The sequence below is a fragment of the Sphingomonas sp. NY01 genome, from assembly GCF_038809135.1.
GTDB classification, from domain to species: Bacteria; Pseudomonadota; Alphaproteobacteria; order Sphingomonadales; family Sphingomonadaceae; genus Sphingomonas; species Sphingomonas carotinifaciens.
The window spans coordinates 2,596,552-2,616,779 of the sequence record NZ_CP101722.1 but is presented as its reverse complement, the minus strand read 5'-3'; the positions used below and the strand labels follow the sequence as shown (position 1 = coordinate 2,616,779).

At 69.4% G+C, this 20,228-nt stretch carries 22 protein-coding genes and 2 tRNA genes; 18 read left to right on the top strand and 6 right to left on the bottom strand.

Going from position 1 to position 20,228, the window contains the following annotated elements; all coding sequences use genetic code 11:
* Nucleotides 1-21 precede the first annotated feature (21 nt).
* Nucleotides 22-98 (top strand) — tRNA-Met (locus NPJ82_RS12670).
* A 207-nt stretch (nt 99-305) separates the two neighbouring features.
* Nucleotides 306-548 carry a hypothetical protein gene (locus NPJ82_RS12665; protein ID WP_112381105.1) on the top strand — a complete coding sequence of 81 codons (243 nt, stop codon included), beginning with the start codon at nt 306-308 and terminating at the stop codon, nt 546-548.
* Nucleotides 549-594: 46 nt separating this feature from the next.
* On the opposite strand, the gene NPJ82_RS12660 is transcribed toward NPJ82_RS12665, so the two are convergent.
* The 5 genes from NPJ82_RS12660 to NPJ82_RS12640 form a co-directional block, all read right to left on the bottom strand.
* Entirely contained in the window at nt 595-738 is a 144-nt protein-coding gene (locus NPJ82_RS12660; protein WP_342657593.1) for a hypothetical protein, read from the bottom strand.
* Entirely contained in the window at nt 735-905 is a 171-nt protein-coding gene (locus tag NPJ82_RS12655; RefSeq protein ID WP_342657592.1) for a hypothetical protein, read from the bottom strand. The genes NPJ82_RS12660 and NPJ82_RS12655 overlap by 4 nt, the downstream gene beginning before the upstream one ends.
* 73 nt (nt 906-978) lie before the next feature.
* Nucleotides 979-1,779 (bottom strand): formate dehydrogenase accessory sulfurtransferase FdhD, encoded by an 801-nt coding sequence (fdhD, locus tag NPJ82_RS12650; protein WP_342657591.1) that lies wholly within the window; start codon nt 1,777-1,779, stop codon nt 979-981.
* A complete protein-coding gene (locus NPJ82_RS12645) occupies nt 1,776-2,282 on the bottom strand; it encodes a molybdenum cofactor guanylyltransferase (RefSeq protein ID WP_112381103.1) in 507 nt (168 codons plus the stop codon). Before NPJ82_RS12645 ends, fdhD begins: the two co-directional genes overlap by 4 nt.
* The gene (locus tag NPJ82_RS12640; protein WP_342657590.1) at nt 2,279-4,570 is read right to left on the bottom strand and encodes an FdhF/YdeP family oxidoreductase; all 2,292 of its coding nucleotides are present in this window, start codon (nt 4,568-4,570) and stop codon (nt 2,279-2,281) included. Before NPJ82_RS12640 ends, NPJ82_RS12645 begins: the two co-directional genes overlap by 4 nt.
* A gap of 124 nt (nt 4,571-4,694) precedes the next feature.
* Between NPJ82_RS12640 and trxB the strand changes: the two genes are divergently transcribed.
* Nucleotides 4,695-5,663, top strand: a complete 969-nt coding sequence (trxB, locus tag NPJ82_RS12635) for a thioredoxin-disulfide reductase (protein ID WP_342657589.1) — start codon at nt 4,695-4,697, stop codon at nt 5,661-5,663.
* Between the two features lie 200 nt (nt 5,664-5,863).
* Here trxB and NPJ82_RS12630 read toward each other — a convergent pair whose 3' ends face one another.
* A complete protein-coding gene (locus tag NPJ82_RS12630) occupies nt 5,864-6,535 on the bottom strand; it encodes a 2OG-Fe(II) oxygenase (protein WP_342657588.1) in 672 nt (223 codons plus the stop codon).
* A 120-nt stretch (nt 6,536-6,655) separates the two neighbouring features.
* Here NPJ82_RS12630 and NPJ82_RS12625 point away from each other — a divergent pair, with 120 nt between their 5' ends.
* The 15 genes from NPJ82_RS12625 to ccmC all read left to right on the top strand — a co-directional run bounded on the left by NPJ82_RS12625 (nt 6,656) and on the right by ccmC (nt 20,167).
* Nucleotides 6,656-7,474 carry a type II secretion system protein N gene (locus NPJ82_RS12625; RefSeq protein ID WP_342657587.1) on the top strand — a complete coding sequence of 273 codons (819 nt, stop codon included), beginning with the start codon at nt 6,656-6,658 and terminating at the stop codon, nt 7,472-7,474.
* Nucleotides 7,471-9,735 (top strand): type II secretion system secretin GspD, encoded by a 2,265-nt coding sequence (gene gspD / locus NPJ82_RS12620; RefSeq protein ID WP_342657586.1) that lies wholly within the window; start codon nt 7,471-7,473, stop codon nt 9,733-9,735. The genes NPJ82_RS12625 and gspD overlap by 4 nt, the downstream gene beginning before the upstream one ends.
* 215 nt (nt 9,736-9,950) lie before the next feature.
* Nucleotides 9,951-11,429: an ATPase, T2SS/T4P/T4SS family gene (locus NPJ82_RS12615; RefSeq protein ID WP_112381097.1), complete on the top strand. Its 1,479-nt coding sequence runs from the start codon at nt 9,951-9,953 to the stop codon at nt 11,427-11,429.
* Nucleotides 11,422-12,645 (top strand): type II secretion system inner membrane protein GspF, encoded by a 1,224-nt coding sequence (gene gspF, locus NPJ82_RS12610; RefSeq protein WP_149680896.1) that lies wholly within the window; start codon nt 11,422-11,424, stop codon nt 12,643-12,645. The genes NPJ82_RS12615 and gspF overlap by 8 nt, the downstream gene beginning before the upstream one ends.
* 7 nt (nt 12,646-12,652) lie before the next feature.
* Nucleotides 12,653-13,120 (top strand): type II secretion system major pseudopilin GspG, encoded by a 468-nt coding sequence (gspG, locus tag NPJ82_RS12605; RefSeq protein WP_149680895.1) that lies wholly within the window; start codon nt 12,653-12,655, stop codon nt 13,118-13,120.
* Nucleotides 13,095-13,577 carry a GspH/FimT family pseudopilin gene (locus NPJ82_RS12600; protein WP_342657585.1) on the top strand — a complete coding sequence of 161 codons (483 nt, stop codon included), beginning with the start codon at nt 13,095-13,097 and terminating at the stop codon, nt 13,575-13,577. Before gspG ends, NPJ82_RS12600 begins: the two co-directional genes overlap by 26 nt.
* Nucleotides 13,570-14,016 carry a type II secretion system minor pseudopilin GspI gene (gspI, locus tag NPJ82_RS12595; RefSeq protein WP_342657584.1) on the top strand — a complete coding sequence of 149 codons (447 nt, stop codon included), beginning with the start codon at nt 13,570-13,572 and terminating at the stop codon, nt 14,014-14,016. The genes NPJ82_RS12600 and gspI overlap by 8 nt, the downstream gene beginning before the upstream one ends.
* Nucleotides 14,013-14,633 carry a type II secretion system minor pseudopilin GspJ gene (gene gspJ, locus NPJ82_RS12590; protein WP_342657583.1) on the top strand — a complete coding sequence of 207 codons (621 nt, stop codon included), beginning with the start codon at nt 14,013-14,015 and terminating at the stop codon, nt 14,631-14,633. The genes gspI and gspJ overlap by 4 nt, the downstream gene beginning before the upstream one ends.
* Nucleotides 14,626-15,591, top strand: a complete 966-nt coding sequence (gene gspK, locus NPJ82_RS12585) for a type II secretion system minor pseudopilin GspK (protein ID WP_342657582.1) — start codon at nt 14,626-14,628, stop codon at nt 15,589-15,591. Before gspJ ends, gspK begins: the two co-directional genes overlap by 8 nt.
* The gene (gene gspL, locus NPJ82_RS12580) at nt 15,588-16,673 is read left to right on the top strand and encodes a type II secretion system protein GspL (RefSeq protein ID WP_112381091.1); all 1,086 of its coding nucleotides are present in this window, start codon (nt 15,588-15,590) and stop codon (nt 16,671-16,673) included. Before gspK ends, gspL begins: the two co-directional genes overlap by 4 nt.
* Nucleotides 16,670-17,140 carry a type II secretion system protein M gene (locus NPJ82_RS12575; RefSeq protein WP_112381090.1) on the top strand — a complete coding sequence of 157 codons (471 nt, stop codon included), beginning with the start codon at nt 16,670-16,672 and terminating at the stop codon, nt 17,138-17,140. The genes gspL and NPJ82_RS12575 overlap by 4 nt, the downstream gene beginning before the upstream one ends.
* A complete protein-coding gene (locus NPJ82_RS12570) occupies nt 17,137-17,859 on the top strand; it encodes a type II secretion system protein N (RefSeq protein ID WP_149680888.1) in 723 nt (240 codons plus the stop codon). Before NPJ82_RS12575 ends, NPJ82_RS12570 begins: the two co-directional genes overlap by 4 nt.
* 49 nt (nt 17,860-17,908) lie before the next feature.
* Nucleotides 17,909-17,985, top strand: a tRNA-His gene (locus NPJ82_RS12565).
* Between the two features lie 25 nt (nt 17,986-18,010).
* Nucleotides 18,011-19,057, top strand: coding sequence for a Glu/Leu/Phe/Val dehydrogenase dimerization domain-containing protein (locus tag NPJ82_RS12560; RefSeq protein ID WP_342657581.1), 1,047 nt, complete (start codon nt 18,011-18,013; stop codon nt 19,055-19,057).
* 384 nt (nt 19,058-19,441) lie between these two features.
* Nucleotides 19,442-20,167: a heme ABC transporter permease CcmC gene (gene ccmC / locus NPJ82_RS12555; protein WP_342657580.1), complete on the top strand. Its 726-nt coding sequence runs from the start codon at nt 19,442-19,444 to the stop codon at nt 20,165-20,167.
* Nucleotides 20,168-20,228 lie beyond the last annotated feature (61 nt).

The following is a 20,228-nucleotide window of genomic DNA, read 5'->3' as shown; positions in this document are numbered from 1 at the left end:
CCAACGATGGTTTGCCTTCAAGGCGGAGTAGCTCAGCTGGTTAGAGCACGGGAATCATAATCCTGGGGTCGGGGGTTCAAGTCCCTCCTCCGCTACCATCGTTCCCGACATTTGTCCCAATTCGGTACTTGCTTTGGCCCTCGGCCGGAGCGATGATCTGGTGTGACGCGGCGGTCCGGATTCTCCCATCCCTGCTCCCGCCGCGTCACGCCTCCTGCCTGGAATCGGGAACAACGGGCGTGCCCGGGCGTCGGTAGCGCTGCACCGTGTGGTGCGTGCCCTACCACAGCCGGGAGTATTCAATTATGATCGCAAAGTTTCTGACGGCGGCGGCCGCGTCCGCCCTGGTTGCCGCGCCCGTTGCGGCAGCGCCCGCCAATCCGGCGGCCAGCCTGTCGGTCGCCAAGTCGGCGCGTGCGTCGGCACCGAGCGCCAAGAAAAACGAACTGGCCGGCGGCGGCGTGATCGTGGCAGTGCTCGCCGCAGCCGCGGTCGTTGGTGGCATCATCCTGATCGCCGATGACGACGACGATTCGGACAGCAACTGACGCCTGACCGATGATGTGACGGGAGCCCCTGACCGGGCTCCCGTTTTTATAACAGCAGCGCGAACAACAGGCCGACCGATCCCCAGCCGACAGGCCCGAGCGCGACGAGTATCGCGATCCGCCACCGCGCATGCCGCCGCGGTGCAGGCCGCAGGGCCGGACCAGCCACGATCCGTCCGAAATGCATCATGCCTGTTCACGCTCCCAGGCGGCGACCGCTGTTGCCAGCGCGCGGACAAAGGCGAACGGGCCGCCGCGTGGAGTGGGCTGATCTTTGGCCATCACCTGCGCGAGGTGGCGTAGGTCGGCGGGCGGCGGCACTTCCTCTGCCGCGATCCATTCGGCGTCCTGTCGCATCGTTGCTGTTCCCGTCACCAATGATGCCGCTTCCTGGCGGAGAGACGGTTAAGCGCGGGTAAGACCTGCGCCGCTATTCCGGATCAGTCGTGAACCATCCAAAAGGATCATGTGCGACGAGCATGGCGTCGGGGCGGGCCAGGGCGACCAGGGTGAGGTCGTGGGTGCGCGCGTGGGAGAGCGCGAGCGTGGTGGGGGCGGAGATGCCGACCAAGATCGGCGCGCCGATGACCAAGGCTTTGTCGACCATTTCGTAGCTGATGCGGGAGGTGACGAGGAGAAAGGCGGGGACGGTGGCGCCGGCGAGATGGCCGATCAGCTTGTCGAGGGCGTTGTGGCGGCCGACGTCTTCGCGGACGGCGAGGATGGTGCCGGCGGCGTCGCAGGCGGCGGCGGCGTGGACGGCGCCGGTCTGGACGTTGAGTGGTTGGTGGGTGCGGAGGGCGGAGAGGGCGGCGAAGAGGGCGGGGGCCGGTGCGGCGGGGCGGGTGGCGCGATAGGTGACGGGGCGGGCGACCTGCTCCAGCCCGGAAATGCCGCACAGGCCGCAACTGGTGTCGCTGGTGCGGTGGCGGACACGGTCGTGGATGCGGGCGCGGCAGCGCTCGACGAGCGCGACGCGGACGATCCAGCCCCGTTCGGTCTCGAACGGGTCGATGTCGAGAATGTCGGCAGGCGCATCGATCAGGCGTTCGGTGAGCAGGAAGCCGGTGGCGAAGTCGCCGAAGTCCTGCGGCGTCATCATCATCACCGCATAGCCGAAACCGTCAATCTCGATCGCGACCGGCACCTCGCAGGCGATGGCGCGGTCGATGGCGGCAAGGCTGCCATCGACGCGCAGGATCGTCAGTGCCGCGTCTTCCGCAGCGTTCACAGCGTCTCCAGATCGGCGGGGGTGTTGATGTTGGCGAGCGGGACGGGCGAGGGGACGGGGATGGCGCCGACCGAGCGTGCCCAGCCGCGCACCGATCGGTCGCCGTTCAGCCCGAGATGCGCCAGCAGATGCGCGCCGAGCGCCGCCGGCCACAGCCCCAGCACGGGTGCATCGGCGCAGTAGGACGGTTCGCGGTGCAGCAGCGCCTCGATCAGACCATCGGGAAGGCGGGGCATGTCGCAGCCGATCGTCAGCACGCAGCGAAACCCATGTTCCGCGGCGTAATCGAGCGCGCCGGCGATGCCGCCCAGCGGCCCGAGCCCCGGTTCGGGCAGGTCCGGCACCCCGCCCTCTCCACCAATCATGACGACGTCGGCGCAGTGCGGCGCGATCAGTGCGCGGGCGTGGGCGGCAAGCGAACGCTCGCCGAGCAGCGCCTGCGCCTTGTTCGAGCCGAAGCGGGACGAGCGCCCGCCGGTCAACACCGCACCCAGGATCGTCATGAGGGCACGCGCACGCGCACGGGCACCGACTTGCCGGCCGGCACATGGCTTTCAAGGGCATGGTGTTCGAGGGCGATCAGATAGTTCAGCTCGGGATAATAGCCGCCGATGCACCCCGCCGGAATGTCATAGGCGGTGACGCGCAGATCGCCGACGACCCGCTCCACCCCGTCCTCCGCATCGCTTTCCAGCGCGATCCGGTCGCCGTCCTTCAGGCCCAGCCGGGCGATATCCGCCTCGTTCATCATCGCGACCTGGCGCGTGCCCTTGATGCCGCGGAACCGGTCGTCATAGCCATAGACGGTGGTGTTGAACTGGTCGTTGGACCGCAGCGTGATGAGGCGGAAGCGGCCATCGGCATCGTCGAAGCCGGCGGCGTTGAGCGCGCGGGGCGTATTGAATTCCGCCTTGCCGCTTTCGGTTTCCCACTGGCGATGCGCGGCGGGATTGCCCTTCCAAAAGCCGCCGGGTTCGAACAGGCGTTCGTTGAAGTTGGCGAACTTGTCGGGATAGACATCCTCGATCGCCTTGCGGACGAGGCTGTAGTCGCCGACCCATGCGTCCCAGGGGACGTTGGGGTTGGGCGGCAATACCGCCTTGGCGAGACCGGCGACGATCGCTGGTTCGGACAGGAGGGTGTCGGACGCCGGGCTGGCCTTGCCGACCGAGCCGTAGATGTGGCTGAACGAATCCTCCATCGACACCGCCTGGCGGCCGCTTTCCTGCATGTCGCGTTCCATGCGGCCGAGGCAGGGGAGGATGTAGCTTTCCACGCCGGGATAGAGGTGGCTCTTGTTCAGCTTGGTGGCGATGCTGACGGTGATCGGCAGCTTTGCCCAGCCTTCCTTCATCTTGGCATGTTCGGGCGTCGCGCGCAGGAAGTTGCCGCCCAGTTGCACAAAGCCCTCGCACGTGCCGTCGATGATCTGTCGGCAGCTTTCCACCGTGTCCCACCCCTTTTCGGTGGGCGGTTCGAACTCGAACAGTTCCTTTAAACGGTCGACGGGGGCCAGCTCGGTCTTCTCGGTGATGCCGACGGTGCGCTGGCCCTGTACGTTGCTGTGGCCGCGGACCGGGCCGGGGCCGGCACCCTCGCGACCGATATTGCCGCGCAACAGCAGGAAATTGACCAGCATATACAGGCTGTCCATGCCGTAGCGGTGCTGGGTGATGCCCATGCCATAGACGACGATGACGCGCTTGGCCTTCATATAGACCTGCGCGGCCGCCTCGATCGCGTCGCGGGTCAGGCCGCTTTCGCGGGTGATGTCGTCCCATTTCGCGGCGCGGGCGAAGGCGGCGAATTCCTCGAACCGGGTGGTGTGCTGTTCGAGGAAATGATGGTCGAGGACGCGTTCGTTGCCGAGCGCGCGGGCGCGATCATCCGCCTCGATCACCAGCTTGCAGATGCCGAGCAGCGCGGAAATGTCGCCGCCGGCGCGGACCTGATGATATTGGGTGGCGATGGTGGTCGAGCCGCCCGTCGTCATCTGCACCGGGTTCTGCGGATCGGTGAAGCGTTCCCAGCCGCGTTCGCGCAGCGGATTGAACACGACGATCTCGACACCGCGGTCGCGGCAGGATTTCAGCGTGTGAAGCATGCGCGGCGCATTGGTGCCGACATTCTGGCCAAAGGCGAAAATGGCGTCGCACTTCTCGTAATCTTCCATCTGGATCGTCGCGACCGGCGAGCCGATCGCGTTCTTCAGACCGACGCTGGTCGTCTCGTGGCACATGTTGGACGAATCGGGCAGGTTCTGCTGCCCCCACATGCGGGCGAACAGGCCGTACATGAACGAGGTTTCGAGGCTGGCGCGGCCCGACGCGTAGAGCACGACCTTTTTCGGGTCGCAGCGTTTCAGCCTGGCGCCGATCGCGGCGAATGCCTCGTCCCACGGCACCGCGACATAACGGTCGGTGGCGCGGTCATATTTCATCGGGTGGGTCAGGCGGCCGGCCTGTTCCAGATCATGGTCGGGCCACTCGGCCAGTTCGGAAACGCTGTGCTTTGCAAAGAAGTCCGGCGTGACGCGCAGGTTGGACAATTCCCAGGCGGTGGCCTTTGCGCCGTTCTCGCAGAACTCGGCGATATGCGGCTTGGCGGGTTTGCCCCATGCGCAACTGACGCACATCACGCCTTCGGGTTTGTTCTGGCGGCGCAGAGCGTCCAGCACATCGGGGCCGGGGCGCTCCTTGGGCACCACCTGCGCCATGCCGCGCATGGAGCCCCATCCGCCGGCCGCGCCGGCATATTCCGTGATCTTCACGTCCTTGTCTTCGTCGCGCATGCATACCTCTCCGCTTAACAAAGGTAACGAAGCGGAGCGGCGATCGGTGCCAGCGGAGCGGTTCATTTTTTGTATGGTTGCGCCTATCTAGGCGCCAAGGACGCAACAGGACGCAAACGCTCTCATGACGACGCACACCACCCGCATGCTTATCCTGGGGTCTGGCCCCGCCGGCCTGTCGGCCGCGATCTACGGCGCACGCGCCGGCATGGCGCCGATCGTGGTGCAGGGCATCCAGCCCGGCGGGCAACTAACCACGACCACCGATGTGGAAAATTATCCCGGTTTCGCCGACGTCATCCAGGGCCCCTGGCTGATGGAGCAGATGCAGAAGCAGGCCGAGCATGTCGGCACGCGCCTGATGTGGGACACGATCACCGAGGTCGACCTGTCCCGGCGCCCGTTCCGCCTGATCGGCGACGGCGGCGACGTGTATGAGGGGGACGTGCTGGTGATCGCGACGGGCGCGCAGGCCAAGTGGCTGGGCCTGGACAGCGAGGACGCGATGAAGGGCAAGGGCGTATCCGCCTGCGCGACCTGCGACGGCTTCTTCTATCGCGGCAAGAAGGTGGCGGTGATCGGCGGCGGCAACACCGCGGTCGAGGAAGCGCTGTACCTGACCAACCATTCCGACGACGTGACGCTGATCCATCGCCGCGACAGCTTGCGCGCCGAGCGCATCCTGCAGGAGCGGTTGCATGCGCATCCGAACGTCAAGGTCCTGTGGAACAAGGAAGTTCGCGAGTTCGTGGACGGCGGCGGCAATGCCGGGCTGGTCGCGCTGGACCTGGTCGACACGGTGACGGGCGAGCATAGCCGGATCGATGTCGAGGGCGGCTTCGTCGCGATCGGGCATCACCCGGCGACCGAGCTGTTCCGCGGGCATCTGGAGCTGGATGCGGACGGCTATATCGCGGTGGAGGCGGGATCGACCCGCACCAGCGTGGAGGGCGTGTTCGCGTGCGGCGACGTGGCCGACAAGGTGTACCGGCAGGCGGTGACCGCGGCGGGCACCGGGTGCATGGCGGCGCTGGATGCCGAGCGGTTCCTGGCGGCGGCGGAGTTCGCCGAGATGGCCGAGGCGGCGGAATAGGGTTCCTGCTCCCTCTCCCCTCCGGGGAGAGGGTTGGGGTGAGGGGGTGCCAAGCCGTGCTGCGCTGCTGGGCGGCCCCTCACCCTCCCACCGCTTTGCGGCGGGCCCCTCCAGCATCAGGTCGTCCATGCCCCCGGCATGGACTCAACAGCGCGGGGCGCTGTTTACCTGATGCTCCCCGAAGGAGAGAGGGGTAGTGGTCAGCCAATCCAGGGCTTCTCTCTGAACCATTTGGTGATGACGTATTTCACCCCGGCGCGAACCTTCATCCCCTGATGCAGCGTCGCGGCGTTCAGCGACCCATCCGGCCGGCGGTTGTTCCAGGCGAGGAGCTTGCCGGTTTCGGGCTGGATCGTCTTGTCGACCGACTTGAAGCGGGTCGCGCCGCCCGCCTCGGGCGTGTTGAGGTAGATCATCACCGTCCAGGTGCGATTGCCCGAGCGGCCGCAATAGCGATCATAATCGATGCCGAGTGGCTCGAAATAATCGGTATGGCCCTTGAACTCCTGACCAACCGCGTAGCGCTGGCCCTGGATCGGCTCGCCATGGTCCGGCGACAGGCCGGTCAGCGCGGCGATGATCCCCTCGGTGGCGATCACCGCAGGATCGGCGGGGTCGAGATCGCCGGTTTCGCTGGTGCGGTAACTGGCGTCGCCGTTCGAATCGGAGACGGTGGAGGGGCGACGCACCGCGTCGATGCGCGCGATCAGGGTGGCGCATAGCTCGGCGGGAAGCGCCGCGCGCTTGACGAACAAGGTGAGCTTGGGACTGGGCAGACGCTGGACACCCGGTTGACCGAGCAGGCGCTGCACGATCGGTTCGGCGTCGAGGCCACTGCCAAGGGTGGGAATATCGAGGTTCGGCATCGTCATGACAGGCATCATATCAGCGGCGCGGTGCCGTACCAATGTGACGCCCGTGTTTCGGGGCTTTGACGCAAAGCTGTAACATGGCATGCCTAGGGCGCGTGCGGCGGTTGGGGTGTTTGGTTCATGCGTTTGAAGCTCGACGCGCGGGGTCGCCGGCTGTTGCGGCGCCTGCCCGTCGTCAATGTCTATTCGGTGGCCGAACTGCTGCTGATGGCCGGGCTGGCCATTCAGGCGGCACGGCTGGTGTGGGCGGTGGTGACGCCGGTCGCGCCGCTGGGCGACTGGCGCCCGGCGCAGCCGGTGGTGCCGGGATCGCCCTCCACCATCCTGTCGGGCTTCGATCCCTTTTTCCGCCTGCAAGGGGCGACCCAGGCGCCGGCCACCGTTACCGCGCTGCAACTGACGCTGTTCGGCACGCGGATCGACGAGGCGATGGGGCGCGGCTCCGCGATCCTGGCTGGGCCCGACGGGGTGCAGCAATCGGTGGCGATCGGCGACGAGATCCAGCCGGGCGTGCGGCTGAAGGCGGTGGCGTTCGATCATGTGGTGATCGATCGCGGGGGGGCGGAGGAGACACTGTATCTCGACCAGTCCGATGCACCGGGCGCGTCGGGGGGTGAGGCGGGGGCGCCGCCGCCGTCCGCCGGCGGGGCCGGGGTGCGGATCGGACAGCTGCGCAGCGATATCGGGTTCATCCCCCGGCTGGACGGCGGGCGCGTGTCCGGGCTGGTGGTGCGCCCGCAAGGCTCGGGCGCGGCGTTCCGCGCGGCGGGCTTGCAGGAGGGCGATGTGGTGACCGCGATCGGCGGGCGCCCGGTGACCGGGCCGGGCGATATCGACCGCGTCGCCGCCGATTTCGGGCAGGGCGGCAATATTCCTATCACGGTCGAGCGCGGCAATCAGACGCTGCCGCTCGCCATCACGATTGTGGCGGGGCAATGAAGAGACTGGTTCTGGGTTCGGTTCTGGCGATCGCGCTGTCGGGCGCGCTGGCAGCGGGCGCGCATGCGCAAACCACGCTGAACGTGCGCGATGCCGATATCCGCGCGTTCATCGCGGATGCCGCCAAGGTGACGGGGCGGACCTTCATCATCGACAGCCGGGTGCAGGGCAAGGTGACGGTGGTGACCGACCGGCCGCTGTCCCGGTCGGAATATTTCGAGATCTTCCTGTCGACGCTGCGCTCCAACGGACTGGTCGCGGTGCCGACCTCGGGCGGGGCGTTCCGGGTGCAGCCGCTGGACAATGCCGCCTCGCAGCCGAGCCGGATCGGGGCGGGGGGTGCCAATCGCAACGCCTTCGTCACCGAGATCATCCGGCTGCGATCGGGCGATGCGGCGGCGGCGGTGGAGACGGTGCGGCCGCTGGTCAGCGCGCAAGGGTCGGTCACCGCGAACCGCGGCGGCAACAGCCTGGTCGTGGTGGATTTTGCCGACAATGTGCGGCGCATCCGCGAAGTGGTGCGCCGGATCGACACGGACAATGCCTCGACGCGGGTGATCGCGCTGCAAAATGCCGGCGCGCGCGAGATCGCCAGCGCGTTGCAGGCACTGGCCGGTGGCGGCAGCGGCGGCGCCGCGGTGCAAAGCGGCGGCGGCAACCAGGGTGCGGTGGCGAGCGGCACGGCGGGGGGCGTGTCGGTGGTGGCGATCGACAGCTCCAACTCGGTGGCGCTGCGCGGTGACGCGAGCAGCGTCGCGCGGCTGGCGCAGGTGGCGCGCGAACTGGACGAAAAGGCGCGCAACGGCACCGAGATCCGCGTCGTGTTCCTGAACAATGCGGATGCCGAGCAGCTGCTGCCGGTGTTGCAGCAGCTGGTCGGGCAGACGCCCGATGCGGTGCAGGAGACGACGCTGTCGCGGGGCAGCTTCTCGCAGACCAACGGGACGACGGGGGCGGCGGGGATCAATTCGACCGCGGCGCGCCAGTCGCAGCCGGTGCAGCAGACGCAGAGTGCGAGCACGCCGGGGAGCGGGGGGCAGACGGGGCAGCAGGCGGCGATCAGTACGCAGGGCGGGCGCACCGCCGCGGTGGTGACGCGCTTCGTGGGTGCAAACGCGATCGTGATCGCGGGACCGGCGGACGTGCAGCGGCAGTTAGGCGAGGTGATCCGGCAACTGGACGTGCGGCGCGAGCAGGTGCTGATCGAGGCGATCGTCGCGGAGGTGTCCGACCAGACGGTCAAGCGGCTGGGGGCGCAGTTCCTGCTCGGCAGCCTGTCGGGCGGGGCGTTCGGCGCGTCGACCTATTCGAACACCGCGCCCAACATCCTGCAGATCGCCGGCGCGATCGGCGGGCAGCGGCTCGGCGGCACCAGCACGACGGTGATCGCCCCCGACGGAACGCGGACCGAGACGCGCACCCCCAACCCGGCGTTCGACCAGTTGACGCAGTCGGCGGTGCAGTCGATCCTGGGGACGACGGGCGGCGCGCTGGGCTGGGGCGGGCAGATTGGCGACACCGTGTTCGGCGCGATCATCAATGCGGTGAAGAGCGACACGACATCGAACCTGTTGCAGGTCCCGCACCTGATCACGCTGGACAATCAGCAGGCGCACAGCCTGGTCGGGCAGGAGATCCCGGTGACGACGGGGCAGGCGCTGTCGAACAATTTCGACAATGCCTTCCGCACCGTGCAGCGCCAGAATGTCGGCATCCAGCTGGACGTGAAGCCGCAGGTGAATGCGGGCGGGTCGCTGAAGCTGTATGTCCGCCTGGAGGTGAGTTCGATCGCCGGGCCGGTATCGAGCGACAATTCGGAGCTGATCCTGAACAAGCGCGCGTTCGAGAATGTGTTCACCCCCGATGACGGGCAGATCACGGTGATCGGCGGCCTGCTGGACGATAACGAGCGGCGCACGATCGAGAAGATCCCGTTGCTCGGCGACATTCCGGGGCTGGGCGCATTGTTCCGGTCCAAGGCGCGCAGCCGGGCCAAGACGAACCTGATGGTGTTCATCCGCCCGACGATCCTGCGCACGCCCGAGGATTCGCGCCGGGTGACCGAGCAGCGCTATGGCTATCTGCGCCAGTTGCAGGGCTATGCGCAGCCGGGCGTGGAGCCGTCGATCGACGAACTGGTGCGCGATTACATGAATGCCGCGCCGCCGATCCCGCGCGCGCCGATGCCCGGCAATATCGAGGACCCCAATATCGCGGTGCCGGTACAGCGGTTGCCCGAAACCCCGCGGCGGCGCCGGTGATCATCCGCAAGGGGCATGAGGGGACCGGCGATACGGTGCCCCTACCTTCTTCCCTTCCGCTCGGGGGAGGGCAGGTGCCTTTGGCCGATGCGCCTGCTGCACTTCCCTCCCCCGACCCCTCCCGCGAGCGGGAGGGGAGTGACGGGGCGTCCGCCCGCGAGCGGGAGGGGCGTGACGGGGCGGCGTTTCACGAGGGGGACGGGCGTGATGGCGGGATGCTGGAGCTGGTTGCGCCGCTGTCCATCCCTTATGCCTTTGCACGCAAGTTCGGGACGTGCCTGGCGGCGCAGGAGCCGCTGGCGGTAGCGCTGCGCGAGGGGAGCGATCCCAAGGCGTTGATCGAGTTGCGGCGGCATCTGGGGCGGCCGTTCGCGGTGTCGGTGGTCGAGCCGGCGGCGTTCGACCGGCTGTTGTCCGATGCCTATGCGATGGACGGGCAGGCGACCGCGATGGCGGCGGCGGGGATGGGCGACGAGCTGGACCTGCTGGCCGAAGGATTGCCGACCGCCGAGGACCTGCTCGACACCGCGGACGATGCGCCCGCGATCCGGCTGATCAACGGCATATTGGCCGATGCGGCGCGCAATGGCGTGTCGGACATCCATATCGAGCCGTACGAGACGGGTCTGGTCGTGCGGATGCGGATCGATGGCGTGCTGCGCGAGACGCTGCGCATGCCGCCGCATGTCGCGCCGGTGGTGGTCAGCCGCATCAAGGTGATGGCGCGGCTGGACATTGCCGAGCGGCGCGTGCCGCAGGACGGACGCATGGGCCTGACGCTGGGCGGCAAGCTGCTCGACGTGCGTGTCTCGACGCTGCCGAGCCGGGCGGGCGAGCGGGTGGTGCTGCGTATCCTGGACAAGGAGAATGCGGGCATCGACCTGGATGCGCTGGGGATGAGCCCGGCGATGTACGCGCTGCTGCGCGAGGCGCTGGCCGAGCCGAACGGCATCCTGCTGGTCACCGGGCCGACGGGTTCTGGCAAGACGACCTCGCTTTACGCGTCCCTGCGCCTGTTGAACGATGGCAGCCGCAACATCCTGACGGTCGAGGACCCGGTCGAATATGCGGTGGACGGCGTCGGCCAGACGCAGGTCAATGCCAAGGTCGGGCTGACCTTCGCGGCGGGCCTGCGCGCCATCCTGCGTCAGGACCCCGACGTGGTGATGGTCGGCGAAATCCGCGACCGCGAGACTGCCGAGATCGCGGTGCAGGCATCGCTGACCGGGCATCTGGTGCTGTCCACCGTCCACACCAACGATGCGGTGGGCGCGATCACCCGGATGCGCGACATGAAGGTGGAGCCGTTCCTGCTCGCCTCCACGCTGCGCGCCGTGATCGCGCAGCGGCTGGTGCGGCGGCTGTGCCCCGTCTGCCGCCACGGCGTGCCGGCCAGCGAGACGGTGGCGCCGATGCTGGGCATTGCCGGCGACACGATCGTCCATGTCGCGCGCGGGTGCGAGCAGTGCAACGGCACCGGCTACAAGGGCCGGATCGGCGTGTACGAGGCGGTCAGGGTGGACGAAACCGTCCGCCGCCTGATCAACGAGGGTGGCGACGAGCAGGCGATCGCCGCGCACGCCTTTCAGAAGGCGCCGACGCTGGCCTCCTCCGCGCGCGACCTGGTGCTGGCCGGGCAGACCACGGCGGAAGAGGCGATCCGCGTGACGCGACGCGATGCGACCGATGGCTGATTTCGACTATGTCGCGATCGACACCAAGGGCGCGGAGCGGCGGGGGCATGTCGCCGCCGCCGATGCCGATGCGGCGCGCGCGGCGCTGGACCGGCAGCGCCTGTATGTCGTGTCGCTCAAGCCGGGCAGCGCGCCGGTGGCGGGCGCCCGGCCGCTGTTCGGGCTGCAACTGGGCCGCCCGCGCATGTCGGGCAAGCAACTGACGCTGTTCACCCGGCAGCTGGCGACGCTGAACCGCGTGTCGCCGCTGGAGGAAAGCCTGCGCACGATCACGCGCCAGACCGAGACCGACAAGGTGCGCGGCGTGGTATCGGCGGTGCATGCCGGCGTGGTCGAGGGGCGGCGGCTGGCCGATGCGATGGCGCGCGAGCCCAAGAGCTTTCCGCCCTTGTACCGCGCGATGGTGGCGGCGGGCGAAAGCTCGGGCACGCTGCCGACGATTTTGGAGCGGCTGGCGGCACTGCTGGAGCGGCAGGCGGAGATTCGCGGCAAGCTGATCACCGCGCTCGCCTATCCCACCATCCTCGCGCTGGTGGCGCTGGGCGTAGTCACCGCGCTGATGATGTTCGTCGTGCCGCAGGTCGTGGAACAGTTCGATACGGTGGGGCAGGAACTGCCCTTCCTGACGCGGATGGTGATCGGCGTATCGGACCTGCTGGTCGGGTGGTGGTGGCTGATGCTGCTGTTCGTCGTGCTGGCGGGACTTGGTGGGTGGCAGGCGTTGAAGGTGCCCTCCATCCGGCTGTCCTTCGATAGCTGGCTGCTGCGCGTGCCGCTGCTCGGGCGGTTGCTGCGCGACCTGCATGCGGCGCGGATGGCGCGGACGCTGGGGACGATGGTGGCGAGCCGGTTGCCGCTGCTCGAAGGGCTGACGCTGACCGCAGGCACGATCCACAACCGGCGGTTGCGCGTCGCCTCCGACGATATCGTCGAGGCGATCCGCGGCGGCGGCAGCCTGTCCGCCGCGATGCGACGCGCCAGCGTGTTTCCGCCGCTGCTGACCTATCTGGCGGCGTCGGGCGAGGCGGCGGGGCGGCTGGACGAGATGCTGGAGCGTGCCGCCGACTATCTGGAACGCGAGTTCGACCGCTTCACTGCGACCGCGCTGTCGCTGCTGGAGCCGGCGATCATCGTCGTGATGGGCGGCATCGTCGCCACCATCGTGCTATCCATCCTGCTGCCGATCCTGCAACTGAACACGCTGGCAGGACAATGAGGTGACCATGCGTATCGAGATGAACAAGGCGCTTCGCCTAGCTAAAGCGCGCCGCCGTCGTAATGAGGATGGCTTCACGCTGGTGGAGCTGATGGTGGTGATCGTCATCATCGGCCTGCTGGCGACGATCGTCGCGCTGAACGTGCTGCCCTCCGGCGACACGGCGCGGATCGAAAAGGCCAAGGCTGATATCGCGCAGATCGAGGGCGGGTTGGAACTCTACAAGTTGCAGAACCTGACCTATCCGACGACGAGCCAGGGCTTGCAGGCGCTGGTGACGATGCCCGCCGGGCTTTCCGATCCTTCGCGTTATCAGCGGGGCGGCTATCTGAAGAAGCTCCCCGACGATCCGTGGGGGCGGCCGTATCTCTACGCCTCGCCCGGCCAGCATGGCGAGGCGGATATCTGGACCTACGGCGCCGACGGTAAGGAAGGCGGCGAGGGGATCAATGCCGATATCGGCAACTGGCAGTAAGACGGCCAGGCGCCGCCGCGAGGCGGGGTTCACGCTGGTCGAACTGATGGTCGTGGTGACGATCATCGGGCTGGCGTCGGCCGCCGTGGTGTGGGCGATGCCCGACCGGCGCGGACGGCTGGTGGACGAGGCGACGCGCTTTGCGGTGCGGGTGCGTGCGGCGCAGGACAGTGCGGTGGTGAACGCCGCGCCGGTCAGCCTGTGGGTGACGCGCGGCGGCTACGGCTTCGACCGGCGGGTGTCGGGCGGCTGGGTGCCGGTGGCGGACAAGCCGCTGCGGGTCGAGCGTTGGGCGGAGGGCACGCGGCCCGAGATCGCGAACACCAGTGGGCGGCTGCGCGTGACGTTCGACGTGACCGGGCTGGCGGATCGCCCCGCCGACCTGAAGCTGGCGCGCGATCGGGTGGAGACGGTGGTGCGGATCGGCGCGGACGGCAGCGTGCGCGTCGATGGATAATAGTCGCGGCTTTACCCTGATCGAGATCATGGTCGCGCTGGCGGTGTTCAGCCTGGCGGCGATGGCGCTGGTGCGGCTGGAGGGCGCGACGATCCGCGGCGCGGGCACGCTGAGCAAGACGATGGTCGCGCAGATGGTGGCGCGCAACGTCGCGATCGAGGCGGTGACCGAGCCGGAGGCGCCGACGCTGGGGCGCAGCGACGGGGCCGAGCCCAATGGCGGGCAGGCGTGGCGCTGGACACGGGTGGTGAGCCCGACCGGCGACCAGCGCGTGGTGCGCATCGACGTGTCGGTGTTCGGCCGCGGCGGCAACACGCTGGGGCGGGTGACGATGATCCGGCCGGCGACGCTGCCGCCGCCGGTGCTGGTCGCGCCGAACCCCGATCCGGGTGGCGGCGGCGACCGGAACCGGCCGAACCGGTCACCGGGCCTGCGATGACGGTCGCACCCCTCCCGCGGCGCGAGGCCGGCTTTACGCTGGTCGAGGTGATGGTCGCGCTGCTGATCTTTGCGATGCTGGCGTCGGCGGCGGTGGCGATCCTGGCGCTGAGCGTGCGGACGCAGGCCAGCGTCGGCGGACGGCTGGACGATGTGTCCGCGCTTAACCGGACCTTGTCGATCCTGTCGGCCGATCTGGGGCAGGCGGTGGCGCGGCCGGCGCGGGACGAGGGCGGCGTGCTGCGCCCGGCGCTGGTCGGCGAGGCGGCGGGGATGACGGTGGTGCGCGGGGGGTGGACCAATCTGGATGCCGCGCCGCGGGCGTCACTCCAGAAGGTGACGTACCGGGTGGCGGGCGATGCGCTGGAGCGGGTGGCGTATCCGATGCTGGACGGGGCGCAGCCGCTGCCGCCGACCGTGCTGTTGCCGCGGGTGCGCGCGCTGCATCTGCGCTACCGGTTCCAGGGGGCGTGGCTGGACCAGTGGCAGGGGGTGCAGGGGGCGGCGCTGCCGCAGGCGGCCGAGGTGACGATCGAGCGGACGGACGGCACCCTGTATCGCCAGATGTTCCTGGTGGGGACGGGCTATGCGCCCGCAAGGCAGGTGGCCGGTGCGTGAGGGCGAGCGCGGGGCGGCGCTGCTGACCGTGCTGATCCTGGTGGCGGTGATCGCGGTGCTGGCCGCGACGGCGCTGGAGAAGCTGCGCCTGTCGACGCGGCTGGGCGGCAATGCGCTGGCGGTGGAGCAGGCGCGCGCGTTCGCGCAAGCGGGCGAGGCGCTGGCACTGGTGCGGATCGGCGGGCTGTTGCAGCGCAGCCCGGACCGGGTGTCGCTGCTGGGCGACTGGAGCGACCGGCCGTTCGGCCTGCCGCTGCCCGGCGGTGGCAGCGCGGTGGCGCGGGTGACGGACGGGGGCAACTGCTTCAACCTGAACAGCCTGGTGCGCAGCCTGCCCGATGCGCCGGGCGTCTATGCCAGCGATCCGCAGCGACAGGCCGAGTTCATGCGGCTGATGGGCTATGTCGGGGTGCCGGCACAGGTGGCCGCACAGGTGGCGGCGGGGGCATCGGATTGGATCGATACCGACCAGGACCAGCAATCCGGCGGCGGCGAGGACCCGCTCTATCTGGCGCGCGAAACGCCGTACCGGACGCCCGGCACGCTGATGGCGGACGTGAGCGAGCTGCGCGCGGTGAACGGGGTGACGGCGGAGGTGTACGAGACGCTGCGCCCCTGGCTGTGCACGCTGCCGACGAACGAGCCGAGCGCGATCAACGTCAACACGCTGTTGCCCGAACAGGCGCCGCTCGTCGCGATGCTGTTCCAGACGGGGGTGAACCCGGAGACGATCCGGCAGCAATTGCTGCGCCGGCCACCGCAAGGCTTTGCCGAGGCGAGTGCGGCGTGGCAGGGCGTGGGTGGTGAGCCGACGAGCCAACCGGGGGTGAAGACGCAGTGGTTCGCCCTGCGCATCGACGTGACGCTGGGGACGACGCAGATCGAGGAACGCGGGCTGGTCGATGCCCGCACGCTTCCCGTCCGCCTGACCCATCGGCAATGGGGGGAAGATCTATGAGCGCGACCAATCTTGTGTTTCTGCCGCCGCCGGGGGGCGCGCTGCGCTGGATGCGGCTGGAGGATGGCCGCGTCGCGGGCGAGGGCGACGGGCCGCCGCCGGGGGATGCGCCGGCGATCGCGGTGGCGCCGGCGGAGGCGGTGACGCTGCACTGGGCGGAGCTGCCCGCCCGGTCGAGCGCGCAGGCGGCGGCGGCGGCGCGGATCATGGCGGCGGAGGCGAGCGCCGCGCCGATGAGCGAGCTGCACGTCGCGGTGGGCGGGGAAGAGGCCGAGGACGGTGGTCGCGCGATCGGCGTGGTCAATGCCGGCGCGATGGCCGGATGGCTGTCGATGCTGGCGGAGGCCGGGATCGATCCGGTCGCGCTGGTGCCGGCGCCGCTGCTGCTGCCGCGCCCCGACAGCGGCTATGCGCTCGGGTCCGTGGGCGGGCAGGCGGTGGTGCGCGGGCGGCATGCGGGCTTTGCCGACGATGCGGCGCTGACCCCGCTGGTGACGGGCGGCGCGCTGCCCGAGCCGGTGCCCGAGCCCGAGCTGGTTGCGGCGATGGCGGCAGCAGTCGCGGCGGTGCCGCTGGACCTGCGGCAAGGGGTGTTCGCACGGCGGCGGCGGCGCGCGATCGACTGGCGGTTGATCCGGCGGCTGGCGCTGATGGGGCTGGCGATACTGGCGCTGACGCTGGCGATCGATCTGGTGCGGATCGCGCGCTACAGCTTTGCCGCCGATGCCGCCGAGGCGCGCGCGGACGCGCTAGCCCGCACTGTGCTGCCGCGGGGCGAGACGGTGACCGATGCCGACCGGCAACTGGCGGAGCGGCTGGCAGGCGTGCGCGGCCCTGGCCTTGGCTTCAGCCGCAGCGCGGCGGCGGTGTTCGCGGTGGTGCGCGCGGTGCCGGGTACCGAGATCACCGCGCTGGACTTCCAGCCATCGGGTGACATGCGGCTGGGCATCGCGGTCGAGCGCGAGGCGCTGGCCACCGACCTGAAGCGGGCGATCGAGGCGGCGGGCTTTGACGTGCAGGCCGGCACCTTCACCGCGGCAGGCGGGCGGATCACGGGGGAATTCACGGTGAGGGTGCGATGAGCGCGTTGAAGACGTGGTTCGACGGGCGGTCGCTGCGCGAGAAGCGGCTGCTGCTGGTGATGGCCGCGCTGATGGTGGTGACGATCCTGTGGGCCGGGATCGTGCGGCCGGTGGACGACGGGCTGGCGAGTGCGCGCGAGCGGCACAGCGCCGCGGTGGTGCGGCTGGGCGAGACGCAGGCCCAGGTCGAGGCGCTGACCGGCATCCGCCGGCCGCCGCCGCTGACCGGGTCGCTGGCCGACACGGTGCGCGCCGCCGCCGACGAGGCGGGCTTCGCGCTGCAATCGCTGAACGAGGACGGACCCGGCCGGGTGCGCGCCCAGATCCAGTCGGCGCGGGCGGCGGCGCTGATCCCCTGGCTGAACCGGCTGGAGCGCGGCGGCATATTGGTGGAGCAGGCGACGTTGACCGACAATGGCGACCGCACGGTGGGCGTGACGCTGGTCCTGCGGAGCCGCGCGGCATGAGGCGCATCCGGTTGACGACGCGGCCGTCGGTCCTGTTCGGCGCGATGCTGTTCCTGGCGCTGATCGTGCTGTTACCGATGCGCATCGTGCTGGGTGCGGCGGCGGCGGGCGAGGAAGGGCTGTCGGCGCGGCGTGTGTCAGGCAGCATCTGGGACGCACGGCTGCGCGAGGCGCGGTTCGGCGACGTGGTGCTGGGCGATGTGAAGGCGCGGCTGTCGCCCTTTGCGCTGCTGATCGGGCGGGCGCGGCTGGTCTTTTCCGGGCCGGGGGGGCTTGCGCCACCACTGGAGGGCGCCGCCGAGATCGGCCGGCATCTGGTGGCGCTGGACGATGTGACCGCGCGACTGCCGGTGGCGGGGGTGTTCAATCCGCTGCCGGTGGCGAGCCTGGACCTGGAGGGCGTGAGCGTGCGCTTTCGCGACGAGACCTGCGAATCGGCGGACGGGCGCGTGCGGGCGGTGATGGCGACGGAGGACGGCGTGTTGCCGCTGCCGCCGACGCTGTCCGGCATGGCGCGGTGCGACGCAGGCGCGCTGCTCTTGCCGCTGACGGGCACGTCGGGGACCGAAGGGGTGACACTGCGCATCCGGCCGGACGGGCGCTATACCGCGGACCTGACGCTGGCGGCGGGGGATGCGGCGACGATCGAGCGATTGGGGCGGCTGGGTTTCGCGCCCGGGCCGGGCGGCTATCGACTTTCGGTGCAGGGAAGATTCTGATAGCCTTGACGCGAGGAGAGGCCCCGGCTAGGGGCGCAATCCTTCAGTGGCGATCGTAGCTCAGTTGGTTAGAGCATCGGTTTGTGGTACCGAGGGTCGCGGGTTCAAGTCCCGTCGGTCGCCCCATTTTTCCCACAGCATCGGAAACGACATGGCGGACTGGGGCTTCCCTGATTTCGACGGGCATGAGGGCGTTCATCTGTTCAGCGATCCCGCATCGGGGTTGCAGGCGGTGATCGCGGTCCATTCGACGCATCTGGGCCCCGCCGCCGGCGGCGCACGCTTCTGGCACTATGCCACGCCCGATCGCGCGATCACCGATGCGCTGCGCCTGTCGCGCGGCATGAGCTACAAGAACGCGATGGCCGGGCTGACGCTGGGCGGCGGCAAGGGCGTGGTGCTGGCGGCGAACCCCGGCGACACGATCACCACCGCGCAGCTGGAAGCCTTTGGCCGCGCGGTCGAATCGCTCGGCGGCCGCTATGTCACCGCCGAGGATGTCGGCATGTCCGAGGAGCGGATGAAGGTGATCGCCGGCCAGACCCGCTATGTCTCGGGCCTGCCGGTCGCATCGGGCGCCGCGGGCGGCGATCCGGGACCCTATACCGCGCACGGCGTGTATCTGGGCGTGAAGGCCGCCGCCAAGCGCGGCCTGGGCACCGACGACATGAAGGGCGTGCGCGTCGCGATCCAAGGCGTCGGCTCGGTCGGGGGCGGGCTGGCCCGGCTGCTGGCTAGGGACGGCGCGATCCTGACGCTGGCCGATGTCAACGAAGGCCGGGCGCAGGCGCTGGCGGGTGAGCTGGGCGCGGGCGTGGTGGCGGCCGAGCAGATCCTGTTCGAGGACGCCGACATCGTCAGCCCCAATGCGTTGGGTGCCGTGCTGCACGAGGGATCGATCCCGCAGTTGAAGGCGAAGATCGTCGCGGGCGGCGCGAACAACCAGTTGGCGACGCGCGCCGACGGGCGCCGCGTGCACGAGGCGGGCATCCTGTACGCGCCCGATTACGTCATCAATGCCGGCGGCATCATCAATGTCGGGCTGGAATATCTGGGCCAGGGCGACGAGGCCGAGGTGATGGCGCGTATCGCGAAGATCCCGGAGCGGCTGGAGCAGGTGTGGAGCGAGAGCGCTGCCAACGGCCATCCGGCGTCGGATGTGGCGGACGAGATCGCGCAGCGGTTGATCGGGCGGTAATTTCTTGATCCCTCTCCTCGCCGGGGAGAAGGGTTTTGTGCGTGGCTCCCTCTCCCCTGCGGGGAGAGGGAAGGGGCCCGCTGCCTTCAGGCAGTGGGAAGGGTGAGGGGCTGCCAAGCGGCGCCGCACTGCTGGTCTGCCCCTCACCCTCCCACCGCTGTCGCGGCGGGTCCCGCCAGCATCAGGTCGGTCATGCCCCCGGCAATGACCTGAAGAGCGCGGGGCGCTGTTCACCTGATGCTCCCCGGAGGGGCGAGGGGTCTTATGCGCGGTTCCCTCTCCCCGGGGAGGGGGGAGGGCTCGATACACGCTGCGCCGCATACCCGCCCGGCATATCCAAACCCCCGTGACGGCGCGGTCAAAGGGCCCTAAGACGGGCGGATCGTGCCGAGCCTTCATGCCCTTGCCAATCCTGCCCGGTTTCTGAAGATCGCCCGTCCGCTGACGGGGGTGTTCTTCTGGCTGGGCGCGCTGCTGATCGCGGTGGGGGTATGGGCCGGGTTGACGCAGACGCCGCCCGATTACCTGCAGGGCGAGACGGTGCGGATCATGTATATTCATGTGCCCGCCGCCTGGCTGGGCATGGGCGGGTGGAGCAGCCTGGCGATCGCCAGCATCGCCTATCTGGTGTGGCGCCATCCGCTGGCGCAGGTAGCGGCCCGCGCGATCGCGGTGCCGGGCGCCGCCTTTGCCGCGATCTGCCTTGTCACCGGCGCGATCTGGGGGCGGCCGACCTGGGGGACGTGGTGGCAATGGGATGGGCGGCTGACCTCGATGCTGCTGCTGTTCTTCGTTTATCTCGGCTATATCGCGTTGGCGCGGGCCGATGCGGAACAGGGCGGCGACGGCCGCATCCCGGCGCTGTACGGCGTGGCGGGCAGCGTGCTGCTGCCGATCATCCGCTATTCGGTGGTGTGGTGGAACACGTTGCACCAGGGCCCCTCGATCGGGCTGACCAAGTCGACGATCGACGGCACGATCCTGTGGCCGCTGCCGATCACCATGGCCGGTTTCACCTTTCTGTTCGGCGGCATCGTGCTCATGCGGATGCGGATGATGCTGGCGCGCACCAAGGCCGAGGCGCGGGCGCGGCGGATGGCGGCGGCATGAACCATTGGAGCTTCGTGTCGGCGGCCTATGCGGTGGCGCTGGGCGGCAGCGGCGTGCTGGC